This window comes from Brevundimonas sp. LPMIX5, from assembly GCF_003576505.1.
Taxonomy (GTDB): Bacteria; Pseudomonadota; Alphaproteobacteria; order Caulobacterales; family Caulobacteraceae; genus Brevundimonas; species Brevundimonas naejangsanensis.
This window is the reverse complement of sequence record NZ_QWTZ01000011.1, coordinates 84304-97157: the sequence shown is the minus strand read 5'-3', so window position 1 is coordinate 97157 and position 12854 is coordinate 84304. Positions and strand designations below refer to the sequence as shown.

Annotated in this window: 7 protein-coding genes; 5 read left to right on the top strand and 2 right to left on the bottom strand. The window is 68.9% G+C overall.

Annotation, left to right across the window (positions count from 1 at the left end; genetic code table 11):
* Window positions 1-168: 168 nt before the first annotated feature.
* Complete coding sequence (locus tag D1604_RS11370; protein WP_119413369.1) at window positions 169-1839, top strand: MFS transporter; 1671 nt, start codon at window positions 169-171, stop codon at window positions 1837-1839.
* Between the two features lie 284 nt (window positions 1840-2123).
* On the top strand, window positions 2124-5498 hold the full coding sequence (locus D1604_RS11365) for a hybrid sensor histidine kinase/response regulator (protein ID WP_119413368.1): 3375 nt from the start codon (window positions 2124-2126) through the stop codon (window positions 5496-5498).
* A gap of 172 nt (window positions 5499-5670) precedes the next feature.
* Here D1604_RS11365 and D1604_RS11360 read toward each other — a convergent pair whose 3' ends face one another.
* Window positions 5671-6285 (bottom strand): response regulator transcription factor, encoded by a 615-nt coding sequence (locus D1604_RS11360; protein WP_119413367.1) that lies wholly within the window; start codon window positions 6283-6285, stop codon window positions 5671-5673.
* A 182-nt stretch (window positions 6286-6467) separates the two neighbouring features.
* Between D1604_RS11360 and D1604_RS11355 the strand changes: the two genes are divergently transcribed.
* The 3 genes from D1604_RS11355 (at window position 6468) to D1604_RS11345 (ending at window position 11069) form a co-directional block, all read left to right on the top strand.
* Window positions 6468-7832, top strand: coding sequence for a DcaP family trimeric outer membrane transporter (locus D1604_RS11355; protein ID WP_119413366.1), 1365 nt, complete (start codon window positions 6468-6470; stop codon window positions 7830-7832).
* 35 nt (window positions 7833-7867) lie between these two features.
* Window positions 7868-9805, top strand: a complete 1938-nt coding sequence (acs, locus tag D1604_RS11350) for an acetate--CoA ligase (protein ID WP_119413376.1) — start codon at window positions 7868-7870, stop codon at window positions 9803-9805.
* Between the two features lie 205 nt (window positions 9806-10010).
* A complete protein-coding gene (locus tag D1604_RS11345) occupies window positions 10011-11069 on the top strand; it encodes a CaiB/BaiF CoA transferase family protein (protein WP_119413365.1) in 1059 nt (352 codons plus the stop codon).
* 143 nt (window positions 11070-11212) lie between these two features.
* Here D1604_RS11345 and D1604_RS11340 read toward each other — a convergent pair whose 3' ends face one another.
* Window positions 11213-12784 carry a bifunctional GNAT family N-acetyltransferase/carbon-nitrogen hydrolase family protein gene (locus D1604_RS11340; protein WP_119413364.1) on the bottom strand — a complete coding sequence of 524 codons (1572 nt, stop codon included), beginning with the start codon at window positions 12782-12784 and terminating at the stop codon, window positions 11213-11215.
* Window positions 12785-12854 lie beyond the last annotated feature (70 nt).

The window sequence follows — 12854 nt, the reverse complement described above, 5'->3', positions numbered from 1 at the left end:
AAGCCCTCTCCCGCCGGGAGAGGGTTCCCAAGCCGGATCATTCGACCAAGGTCGGTCTGCGCAAACCGTCGTTCCTGCTGTCACTCTCCCTTCCGACGCTCGGCGCAAAGCACGCCGAGCGCGAGGGAAACGCGCCGCGCTTCGCGGCCGCACAGGAAGGGACTGCCCATGACCGACCGCGCCATAGGTGCGGCGGACGGCGGCGAGCACACGGTCGACAAGAACGACCGGCTGGTGATTCTCGCCTCCTCCGTCGGCACCGTTATCGAATGGTACGACTTCTATCTCTACGGCTCGCTGGCCGCGATCATTTCCGCCCAGTTCTTCTCGGGCGTGAACGAGACCACCGGCTTCATCTTCGCCCTGATGGCCTTCGCCGCCGGTTTCGCCGTGCGCCCGTTCGGGGCCATCGTCTTCGGCCGCATGGGCGATCTGTGGGGGCGCAAGAACACCTTCCTGGTGACCATGCTGCTGATGGGCGTCTCGACCTTCGTGGTCGGCCTGTTGCCGCCCTATGCCGCCATCGGCATCGCCGCCCCGATCATCCTGGTGCTGATGCGCCTGATCCAGGGCCTGGCGCTGGGCGGGGAATACGGCGGCGCCGCCACCTACGTCGCCGAGCACGCCCCGGAGGGCAAGCGCGGCTTCTACACCTCCTTCATCCAGATCACCGCCACCGTGGGCCTGCTGCTCAGCCTGGCCGTGATCCTGGGCGTCCGCTTCACCATCGGCGAGGAAGCCTTCGTCGCATGGGGTTGGCGCATCCCCTTCCTGGTCTCGATCCTGCTGCTGGGCGTATCCTTGTGGATTCGCCTGAAGCTGTCGGAAAGCCCGGCGTTCAAGCGCATGAAGGCCGAGGGCAAGGGCTCGACCACCCCGCTGAAGGACAGCTTCATGAAGTGGCCGAACCTGAAGCTGGTGCTGATCGCCCTGTTCGGCCTGGCGGCCGGTCAGGCCGTGGTCTGGTACACGGGTCAGTTCTACGCCCTGTTCTTCCTGGAGAAGACGCTGAGGGTCGATCCGACCCTGGCCAACATCATGATCGCCGCCGCCCTGGCGCTGGCGACGCCCTTCTTCATCATCTTCGGCTGGCTGTCGGACAAGATCGGCCGCAAGCCCATCATCATGGCGGGCTGCCTGCTGGCCGCCGTGACCTACTTCCCGCTGTTCGGCGCCCTGACGGAGGCGGCCAACCCGCGCCTGGCCGCTGCGGCGGCCTCGTCGCCGGTGACCGTGGTCGCCGACCCGGCCGACTGCCACTTCCAGTTCGACCCCGTCGGCAAGACCGTCTTCAACAGCTCTTGCGACGTCGCCAAAACCCATCTGGCCAAGGCGGGCGTCACCTACGTCAATGAGGCCGCCCCCGCCGGGACCGTGGCCCAGGTGCGCATCGGCGATCGCGTGGTCGACAGCTTCAACGGCAAGATCATGCCCAAGGCGGACTTCGACGCGCAGAAGAAGACCTGGGACGCCAGCCTGACCGCCGCCCTGACCGAAGCCGGCTATCCGGCCAAGGCCGACAGCGAACTGGTCAACAAGCCGCTGGTGATCGGCATCCTGTTCCTGCTGGTGCTGTATGTGACCATGGTCTACGGCCCGATCGCCGCCGCCCTGGTCGAGATGTTCCCGACCAAGGTGCGCTACACCTCCATGTCCCTGCCCTATCACATCGGCAACGGCTGGTTCGGCGGCTTCCTGCCGACCACGGCGTTCGCCATGGTCGCGGCCACGGGCAACATCTACTACGGCCTGTGGTACCCCATCGCCATCGCCGTTCTGACCCTGATCATCGGCGTCCTCTTCGTGAAGGAAGGCAAGGACGTGAACATCCACGACTAAGGCTCCTGATGCTCTCCCTCCCCTTTATGGGGAGGGTGGCTGAGCCCGACAGGGCGAAGCCGGGTGGGGGCGGCCAGGCTATCCAAGCGCCGAGGCCAGGTTCGCGTCGAGACCAGGATCACCACGCCCTCCCCACCCGGTCTCCGCTTCGCTTCGACCACCCTCCCCATGAAGGGGAGGGAGAAGGTCGCGAACTTTTCGCCAACCTGCGGGCGGTCCGGCTTCGGCCTGGCCGCCCTCTTTTTCACTTGCCCGCGTGATCGCGCCCGGCCCAGATGACGCCCATGTTCAGCCTCGCCACCCTGGCCCTGACGGCCTTCTACATGGCCGCCCTGTTCGGCATCGCCTGGTGGTACGAGCGGCCGCAGATCAAGGCGCGGCGCGGGATGCTGGGGCCGTCGCTCTATGCGCTGTCGCTGGCCATATACTGCACGTCGTGGACCTATTACGGCGCGGTGGGCACGGCGGCGCGCGACGGGTGGGAGTATCTGCCCATCTACGCCGGGCCGATCCTGGGGCTGACCCTGCTGCTGCCGCTGTGGCGGCGCATCGCCTCGGCCGCCCGGCGCGAGAACGTCGGCTCGATGGCTGACTTCATCTCGTCCCGCTACGGCAAGAGCCCGGCGCTGGGCGCGGCGGTGGCGGGCGTCGCCATCCTGGGCTCGGTCCCCTACATCGCGCTGCAGCTCAAGTCGCTGTCGATGGCGGGCGAGATGATCACGGTCGGCACCCCCGTCGCCGGGTCCGAGAGCCTGACCGTCCTGGTCATGGCGGCGGTTCTGGCCGGGTTCGCCATCCTGTTCGGCGCACGAAGGCCCGACCTGACCGAGCATAACCGCGGCCTGATCCAGGCCATCGGCATCGAGTCCATCGTCAAGCTGGCCGCCCTGCTGGCCGTCGCCGTCTTCGCCGTCTTCCTGCTGGCCGCCTCGCCGTCGCGGCAGGCCGTGACCGACAGCCTGGGCCAATTGGGAACGTGGCCGCACATCGACGCCCGCTTCATGGCCATCACCCTGGTGGCGACCCTGGCCATCTTCTGCCTGCCGCGTCAGTTCCACGTCGCCTTCGTAGAGGGCGGCGATCCGGCCCAGGTGCGCCGCGCGCGCTGGATCTTCCCGCTGTATCTGATCCTGACCACCCTGGCCGTCCTGCCGCTGGTGGCGGCGGGGGGGTTGTTCACCCCGCAGACCAATCCCGACCTGCTGGTGCTGGCCCTGCCGCTGGGCGAGCGCCAGAGCCTGCTGACCGCCGTGGTCTTCGTCGGCGGCTTCTCGGCCGCCACCGCCATGGTCATCGTCGAGGCGGTGGCCCTGTCGGCCATGGTGTCCAACAATCTGGTCCTGCCGCTGATGGGCGCCGGACGGCGGCGCGGCGCGGCGCCGCCGGATATGGCGCGGACCCTGCTGAATATCCGACGCCTGGCCATCGTCGGCCTGCTGCTGCTGGCCTGGCTCTATTATCTGGCGATGGACCGGACCAGCGGACTGGCGGCCATCGGCCTGGTGTCCTTCGCCGCCCTGGCCCAGTTGGCGCCGTCGCTGTTCGGAGCGGTGCTGTGGCGCGGCGGACGGGCCAGCGGGGCGCTGGCGGGGCTGGCGGCGGGGATGGCCGTCTGGGCCGTCATGCTGGCCGCGCCGCAGCTGGCCCCCGGCTTCGGCCTGAACGTGCCCGCCATGCTTGGGCTGGAAGACCCGTTCGCGGCCGGGGTCTTCCTCAGCCTGGCGCTGAACCTGGGCGTCTTCGTTCTGGTGTCGCGGGCGCGGCCGCCGCGCCTGATCGACCGGGTCCAGGCCCGCGCCTTCGTCGACCGGCTCGGCCCGGACTGGATGGAGGGACGCGGCGGCTCGGCAGGGGCCTCGGTCGGCGACCTGCGCGCCCTGGTCGCCCGCTTCATCGGCGACGAACGGGCCGAGCGCGCCTTCGCCGCCTGGGCGCGCGAGACAGACACCCGCCTCAAGGACGCCGACCCCGCCGACGCCGCCCTGGCCCGCGCGGCCGAGCGGATGCTGGCGGGGGCCGTCGGCGCCGCCGCCGCCCGCCGGGTCCTTGCTGCGGCGCTGGCCGCCGGAGGCCGCGCGCCCGAGGACGTGGTGCGGATGCTCGACGAGGCGTCGCAGGCCGTCCAGTTCAACCGCGACCTGTTGCAGACCACGCTGGACAACATCGATCAGGGCGTCAGCGTCGTCGACGAAGACCTGCGCCTGACCGCCTGGAACCGCCGCTATGTCGAGATGTTCGACCTGCCCGCGGGCTTCGTCCACGTCGGCCTGCCTATCGCCGCCGTCTATCGCCTGAACGCCGAGCGCGGCGAGGCGGGCGTGCCCGATCATGAGATCGACGCCTGGGTCGAACGGCGGCTGGAGGCGCTGGCCCGTCGCATCCCCCACGACCACGAGCGCGAACAGCCCGACGGCCGCATCCTGCGCTCGTCCGGCGCGCCCATTCCCGGCGGCGGCTACGCCACCAGCTATACCGACATCACCGCCCTGCGCCGCGCCGCGCGCGAGCTGGAGGAGGCGAACGAGCGGCTGGAGGCCCGCGTCGCCGACCGCACCGAGCGGCTGGAGGAGGCCCGCCGCCTGGCCGAGGACGCCACCGCCTCCAAGACCCGCTTTCTGGCCGCCGCCAGCCATGACCTGCTGCAGCCGCTGCACGCCGCGCGCCTGTTCATCGCCGCCCTGAGGGAGGATGCGGATCTGGCCGGATCGCCCGCGCGCGGCCTGGCGACCAACGCCGACCGCGCCATCGACAGCGCCCACCGCCTGCTGACCGCCCTGCTGAACCTGTCCAAGCTGGAGGCGGGCGGAGTCCGGCCCGCCGTGGCGCCGTTGGCCCTGGGCGGCCTGTTCGACGAACTGGCGCGCGAGTTCGCCCCGGTCGCCCGCGCCAAGGGGCTGACCCTGACGGCGGCGCCGTCCAGCCTGTGGATCGCCTCGGACCGCGACCTGCTGCGCTCCATGCTGCAGAACCTGATCGCTAACGCCATCCGCTACACCGACCGGGGGCATGTGCTGATCGGCGCGCGACGCGACGGCGAACGGGTGCAGATTCTGGTCAGCGACACCGGGCGCGGAATCGCCGAAGCCGACCGGCAGGCGGTCTTCGGCGAGTTCGTGCGCCTGCCTGGCGCCCCGGTGGACGAGCCCGGCGCGGGCCTGGGCCTGGCCATCGTGCAGAAGCTGTCGGACCTGCTGGGCCACCCGCTGTCGCTGGCCTCGCACGTCGGGCGGGGCACGACCTTCCGCGTCATCGTTCCCCGCGTCCCTGCGGCGCCCGAACCGGAACTCACGCCCGACGACCTGCGCCTGCCCTTGATCGGTCTGCGGGTGCTGTGCGTGGACAATGAACCCGCCATCCTCGACGCCCTGACCGCCCTGCTGGACCGCTGGGGCGCGCAGGCCGTGACCGCGCGTTCGGTCGCCGAAGCCCGTGCGGCGGTCGGCCCGTTCGACGCGGCCCTGGTCGATCTGCATCTGGGCGACGACGAGCCGGACGGTCTGACCGCCGTCGACCGCCTGCGCGCGCAGGGAGTCAGACGCATCGCCCTCGTCACCGCCGACACCCGCGACGGGCTGAAGGAGAAGGCGGCGGCGGCCGGGGCCGTGCTGTTGCCGAAACCGGTCAAGCCAGCGGCGCTGAAAGCGTTCCTGAGAAGCTGACCCTTCTCCCCTTGTGGGAGAAGGTGGCAGGCGGAGCCTGACGGATGAGGGGTGTGAACGTCCCGGCGTCCGCGTAAGGGCAGCATGGCCTGAATGACTTTTGAGCGTCGCGCTGACACCCCTCATCCGAGCGCCTCCGGCGCCCACCTTCTCCCACAAGGGGAGAAGGGCGCTAAATATCCAGCGACTGCGCCAATATCACCGCCTGGGTCCGGTTCTGCACGCCCAGCTTGCGGAAGACGCTGGTCAGGTGCGCCTTGATGGTGGCCTCGGTGACGCCAAGGTCGAAGGCGATCTGCTTGTTCAGCCGCCCGACCTTCAGCCCCTCCAGAATCCGCAGCTGCGACGGCGTCAGGCTGGCGATACGAGCCTGAAGGTCGGCCTCCTCCTCGCCCGCCGCCTCGACTTCGGGCGCCCAGGTCTCTCCCTCGAGGATGGCCTGTATGGCCTCGACCATTTCGGGCAGGACCGCCGATTTGGGAATGAAGCCCGCCGCCCCCAGCGACAGGACGCGACGGATGGTCGGCGCCTCTTCGCTGGCCGAGACGACGGCGACCGGGACGGCCGGATGATCGGCGCGGATCAGGGTCAGGCCCGTCATGCCGTCCACATCCGACAGCTTCAGGTCCAGCAGCAACAGATCGACCGGCCCCTCGGACAGGGCGGCCTGCGCCTCTGCCAGACTGGCGCATTCGACGATCTGCGCGCCCTCGGACGCCTTTTCGACGGCCGACCTCAAGGCCGCGCGAAACAGGGGATGGTCGTCGGCGACGACGATGCGATCCATGAAGGTCCTTCCCACGCGCGGTTCTTGTTCATCGGGCCGCGTCGCGACGACACCATGCCGCGCCTCGACTTTGGTCGAAACTAGACGAATGGCTAATGGCCGCAAACCCGGACCGCGCGGAATGCTGGCGTCCTGAGGCCTGCGACAGACAGGCTCGGAACAACGGTCTGGGAGGACCACGCATGGGAAGCTGCCGTCTGTTCGGCGGCGCGGCTGCGGCCGCGTTGCTGCTCGCGCCCGGCGCCGCACTGGCTCAGGACGCCAGCGCCGCACTGGAAGCCCGTATCGCCCAGCTCGAAGCCGAGCTGAACAGCCTGAAATCCGAAGTCGCCGTCGCCCGAACGCAGCAGGCCTCGCAAAATCAGGTCATGGCGCAGGACATCGTCCGCCTCGAAGCGCGCCCTGCGCCCGTCCCGGCGCCGACGCCCGTTTCCGCCGCCCCGCGCGAGGAAGGCTTCCGCATCGGCGACCACACGGTGAAGTTCGGCGGCTTCATCAAGACCGACTTCATGGCCTCGAAATATTCCGGCGGCGACCCGGCCAATGGCGACGCCCTGCGCGACTATCATCTGCCCGGCGCCATCCCCGTCGGCGGCGACAGCGAGGACGTCGCCGCCGACTTCAACGCCCGCCAGACCCGCTTCTGGCTGACCACCGACGGCGTGGTCGGCGGCCGCAAGATCGGCACGCGGCTGGAGATGGACTTCCAGACCCTGCCCGGCTCGGGCGACCAGCGCACGACCAGCGGCTCGAACCCCGCCCTGCGCCGCGCCTTCGTCACCATCGATGAGTGGCTGATCGGTCAGGAGTGGACCAACTTCCAGAACACCGCCGTCCTGCCGGAATCGGCGGACTTCGTCGGCTCGGCCGAGGGCACGGTCTTCGCCCGTCAGGCCCAGGTCCGCTATACGCGCGGCCCCTTCTCCATCGCGCTGGAGAACCCCGAGACCACCGTCACTCCCTTCGGCGGCGGCGCGCGCATCATCGCCGACGACAACAGCCTGCCCGACCTGACCGCCCGCTATGGCCTCAGCCGTCCGTGGGGCGCCGTGCAACTGTCCGGCCTGCTGCGTCAGCTGAAGTACCAGAACCCGGCGACCAACGTGGATTCCACCGCCACGGGCTGGGGCCTGTCGGCCTCGGCGCTTTTCAAGGTCGGGGCGCAGGACGACATCCGCCTGATGCTGACGGGCGGCGAAGGCATCGGCCGCTATGTCGGGCTGAACTTCTCCAATGACGCGGTGCTGGACGCCTCGGGCGAGTTGGAGGCCATCGGCGTGGTCGCAGGCTTCGCCGCCTATCGCCACGTCTGGGCGCCGGGCTGGCGCTCCAGCCTGATCTGGTCCACGCAGAAGGTCGACAACGACATCGCCCTGACCGGCCTGAGCGCCAACCGCTCGGCCCAGAGCCTTCACGCCAATCTGATCTGGTCGCCCGTTGCGGCCTTTGATGTCGGCGCCGAGGTGATGTTCGCTGACCGCAAACTCGAGTCAGGACTGGACGGCGACATGACCCGTCTGATCCTGTTCGTGAAATACGGCTTCTGAAGCCGAAGAAGAAAAAGACTTTGGAGGAAAATCGCGTGTCTGATCCGGAAATCTACCCTGTCCCCGCTGAACTGGCCGCCCGCGCCCACATGGACCGCGCCGGCTATGAAGCGGCCCGGATTCAGGCGCGTGAGACCCCTGACGCCTTCTGGGCCACCCAGGCCGAGCGGCTGGACTGGATGACCTTCCCGACGAAGATCAAGGACGTCTCCTTCAAGAAGGAGGACTTCCGCATCCGCTGGTTCGAGGACGGGGTGCTGAACGCCTCGGTCAACTGCATCGACCGCCACCTGCCCGCCCGCAAGGACGAGGTCGCCATCATCTGGGAAGGCGACGAGCCGACCGACAGCGAAGCCGTCACCTTCGGCCAGCTTCATGACCGCGTCTGCCGTCTGGCGAACGTGCTGAAGGCCAACGGCGTCAAGAAGGGCGACCGCGTCACCATCTATCTGCCGATGATCCCGGAAGCCGCCTACGCCATGCTGGCCTGCGCCCGCATCGGCGCGGTGCATTCGGTCATCTTCGGCGGCTTCTCGCCCGACAGCATCGCCGGGCGGATCGAGGACTGCGAATCGACCTTCGTCATCACCGCCGACGAAGGTTGCCGCGCCGGCAAACGCGTGCCGCTGAAGGCCAATGTCGACAAGGCGCTGGAAAAGGTCGCGGGCGTGAAGACCGTCGTGGTCCTGCGCCACACCGGCGCCGACGTGCCCTTCGTCGCGGGCCGCGATCTGGACTGGGGCGTCGAGACGGACAAGGCCTCGCCCGACTGCGCGCCCGAGCCGATGAACGCCGAAGACCCGCTGTTCATCCTCTACACCTCCGGCTCGACCGGAAAGCCCAAGGGCGTGCTGCACACCACCGGCGGCTATCTGTTCTGGGCCAGCTATACGCATGAGCTGGTGTTCGACTACCGTCCCGGCGAGGTCTTCTGGTGCACCGCCGACGTGGGCTGGGTCACGGGCCACACCTATGTCGTCTACGGCGCCCTGGCCAATGCGGCGACCAGCCTGATGTTCGAGGGCGTGCCCAACTATCCCACCGTCAGCCGCTTCTGGGAGGTGGTCGACAAGCATCAGGTCAACATCTTCTACACCGCCCCCACGGCCCTGCGCGCCCTGATGCGCGACGGCGACGCGCCGGTGAAGACGTCCAGCCGCAAATCCCTGCGTCTGCTGGGCACGGTCGGCGAGCCGATCAACCCCGAGGCCTGGCGCTGGTATCATGAGGTCGTCGGCGAAGGCCGCCTGCCCATCGTCGACACCTGGTGGCAGACGGAGACGGGCGGAGCCCTGATTTCGCCCCTGCCCGGCGCGACCGATCTGAAGCCCGGCTCGGCGACCAAGCCCCTGCCCGGCGTCGAGCTTGAAATCGTCGACGCCGAGGGCGGCGTTCTGGACGGCGCGACCGAGGGCAATCTGTGCATCACCGACAGCTGGCCGGGCCAGATGCGGACGGTCTATGGCGACGACCAGCGCTTCTTCGAGACCTATTTTTCGACCTATCCAGGCCGGTATTTCACCGGCGACGGCTGCCGCCGCGACGAGGACGGCTACTACTGGATCACCGGCCGGGTCGATGACGTCATCAACGTCTCGGGCCACCGCATGGGCACCGCCGAGGTCGAGAGCGCCCTGGTCCTGCACGACGACGTGGCCGAGGCCGCCGTCGTCGGCTTTCCCCACGACATCAAGGGTCAGGGCATCTACGCCTATGTCACGCTGAACAAGGGGGTCGAGCCGAGCGACGCCCTGCGCAAGGCCCTGATCGCCCAGGTCCGCGAGGAGATCGGCCCCATCGCCGCGCCCGACGTCATCCAGTGGGCGCCGGGCCTGCCCAAGACGCGCTCGGGCAAGATCATGCGGCGCATCCTGCGCAAGATCGCCGAGAACGAACTCGGCGCGCTGGGCGACACCTCGACGCTAGCCGATCCCTCGGTCGTGGACGATCTGGTGAAGAACCGCGCGGCGTAACTTCAATACCCGCTCATCCCGGCGGACGCCGGGACCCAGTAAGAGCGACGCGCGCTTCGCCAACCAGCACGGTCGCGCCCTCGGCCAAAGCACTGGACCCCGGCGTCCGCCGGGGTGAGCGGGTACATCATTCAGCTTCCCCGAAGAGGCGGTCCCGAACGGCGCAAGCTGGACGGGGCCGCCCGCCTCGGCTTCAGTGGCGGGCATGAGCGGAACTCTCGACGGCCTGACCATCATTGAAATCGCCGGCATCGGTCCCGCCCCCTTCTGCGGCATGATGCTGGCCGATCACGGAGCGGAGGTGGTGCTGGTCCACCGACCCGGCGCCGCGCCCGATCCGCGCGATCCCCTGAACCGCAGCCGCGCCCGCCTGGTCGAGGCCGACCTGAAGACGCCCGAAGGCGCCGCCCTGATCCGCGATCTGGCCCGCAACGCCGACGGCCTGATCGAGGGCTTCCGTCCCGGCGTGATGGAGCGCCTCGGCCTCGGCCCCGACGCGCTGCTGGCCGACAATCCTCGCCTGGTCTACGGCCGCATGACCGGCTGGGGTCAGGACGGACCGCTGGCTCCGGCGCCCGGCCACGACATCGACTACATCGCCGTCTCGGGCGCGCTGCACGCCTTCGGCCGTGCGGGCGAGAAGCCGACCCCGCCGATCAACATGGTCGGCGACTTCGGCGGCGGCGGCATGCTGCTGGCCTTCGGCATGGTGGCGGGCCTGCTGAAGGCCCAGCGCACCGGGCGCGGCGACGTCATCGACTGCGCCATGACCGACGGCTCCTCCCTGCTGATGAGCATGATCTGGGGCTTCCGCCAGAACCTGCCCGCGCCCCTGCCGCCCAGCCTTGCGTGGCGCGACGAGCGCGGCGTCAACCTGCTCGACACCGGCGCGCCATTCTACGAGGTCTATGAGACGCAGGACGGCAAATACGTCGCCGTCGGCGCCATCGAACCGGCCTTCTATATCGCGCTTATGCGGCTGACCGGACTGGCCAGCGATCCCGACTTCGCCATGCCCTTCGACCCGGCACAGTGGCCGAGGCTGAAGGACAGGCTGGCCGCCGTCTTCCGCACCCGCACCCGCGACGACTGGTGCAGCGATCCGGACGCCCAAGCCGCCTGCGTCGCCCCGGTCCTGTCCATGACCGAGGCGCCCGACCACCCGCACAACCGCGCCCGCGACGCCTTCGTCACCGCGCAAGGGGTGGTGCAGCCCGCCCCTGCGCCACGCTTCCGAGACAGCCCGGCGAAGCGGCCGAAATAGAAGGCAGGTCACATAATCCCGCTCACCCCGGCGGACGCCGGGGCCCAGTGCTTTGGCCCCAAACGCGCGGGCATGGATAACCAAGCCTCGTGCGCGCTGCTCTTACTGGATCCCGGCGTCCGCCGGCATGAGCGGGGGTATGATCACCCCCCGTCCGTCCACACCGTCTTGTACAGATCGAACCGGCGGTCCCTCAGGTTCCGCACCGTCCCCTGCGCCTTGGCCCAGGCCAGGTCGGACAGGTCCAGGTCCGCCACCGTCACTGTCTCGACGTTCTCGCTCGCCTCGGCCGCCACCCCGTCACGCGCGAAGGGAAAGTCGCACGGCGTCAGTATGCAGGACTGGGCGTACTGAATGTCCATGTTCTCGACGTTCGGCAGGTTGCCGACATTGCCCGACATGACGACGTAGCACTGGTTCTCGATCGCCCGCGCCTGCGAACAGTAGCGCACGCGCAGATACCCCTGCCGGTTGTCGGTGCAGAAGGGGGTGAACAGGATGCGCGCCCCCTCGTCCGCTAGGCGCCGCGCCAGTTCGGGGAACTCGGAATCGTAGCAGATCATCACCCCGATCGGCCCGCAGTCGGTGGGGATGGCGTGGACGCGGTCGCCGCCCTTGATGTTCCACCAGTGGCGTTCGTTCGGCGTCGGGTGGATCTTCTCCTGCTCATGCACCGAGCCGTCGCGCAGGAAGACATAGGCGACGTTCTGGATGTCGCCGTCCTCGGTCCGCGTCGGGTGCGAGCCGCCGATGATGTTGACGTTGTAGCCGACCGCCAGCTCGCGCATCGCCTCGACGAAGCGCGGCGTATAGCGGGTCAGGGCCTCGATCGATTCCGCAGGCGTCAGCTTCTTCGTCTCCAGCGACAGCAGCTGAAGCGTGAACAGCTCGGGGAAGACGACGAAGTCGGCGCGATAGTCCGACACCACGTCGACAAAATATTCGACGTTGTCCATGAACTCCTGAAAACTGCCGACCTTGCGCATTTGCAGCTGGACGGTGGCCACGCGCACCGTTTCCTTGACGGCAAAGGCCGCCCCCTTGCCCGTCGCCTCGACATAGTAGGGGTTGCGCCAGACCCAGCGCGCCGCGTGACCCAGCGACGCCTTGTCTGACGGCAGATAGTTCAGCAGCACCCCCGCCGGCTCGAACCCTGAACGCTGGTGAAAGGCCATGATCGGGTCCTTCACCTTGCGGTCGCGCACCGCCTCGACATAGGCGTTCGGGTCGGGATAGGCCGAGCGGCGGCGCGCGAGGCCGGGCATCCGGCCGCCGAAGACGACGCCCTTCAGGTTCTGCGCCTCGCACAGGTCGCGGCGCGCGTCATACAGGCGCTGGCCGATGCGCAGGCGGCGCCGGGCGGGGTCGACGCAGACCTCCATCCCATACAGCCACTCGCCCGCCGGATCGTGGCGCGCGCCATAGCCGCCGCCGGTGATCTGGTCCCAGGTGTGCGGCCCCATCGCCGACTTTTCGTCGATGCGGAAACTGGCCGCGTAGCCGACGATCTCGCCCTCGAACTCGACCACGAACTGGCCGTCCGGATAGGTGGCGATCTGGCCGCGCAGCATCCCGGCCGTATAGGGCGGCATATCCTTATACACCCGCGCCACCAGGGCGTTGATCCCGGCGACGTCGCCCATGCGGGCGTTGCGGATGGTCAGGACGGCGGGCTTGGCCGGCTCGGCAGGAAGGGAGGTCTCAATGTCAGTCATGCCGCCCTAACGCGCGAGCTTGGCTGTTGGATCAATCCGGCCGACAAAAGAGACCATGCGTCAATTCCGG

Coding starts and splice junctions, on each gene's coding strand:
- D1604_RS11370 (WP_119413369.1), top strand. CDS start 169: ATGACCGACCGCGCCATAGGTGCGGCGGACGGCGGCGAGCACACGGTC.
- D1604_RS11365 (WP_119413368.1), top strand. CDS start 2,124: ATGTTCAGCCTCGCCACCCTGGCCCTGACGGCCTTCTACATGGCCGCC.
- D1604_RS11360 (WP_119413367.1), bottom strand. CDS start 6,285: ATGGATCGCATCGTCGTCGCCGACGACCATCCCCTGTTTCGCGCGGCC.
- D1604_RS11355 (WP_119413366.1), top strand. CDS start 6,468: ATGGGAAGCTGCCGTCTGTTCGGCGGCGCGGCTGCGGCCGCGTTGCTG.
- D1604_RS11345 (WP_119413365.1), top strand. CDS start 10,011: ATGAGCGGAACTCTCGACGGCCTGACCATCATTGAAATCGCCGGCATC.
- D1604_RS11340 (WP_119413364.1), bottom strand. CDS start 12,784: ATGACTGACATTGAGACCTCCCTTCCTGCCGAGCCGGCCAAGCCCGCC.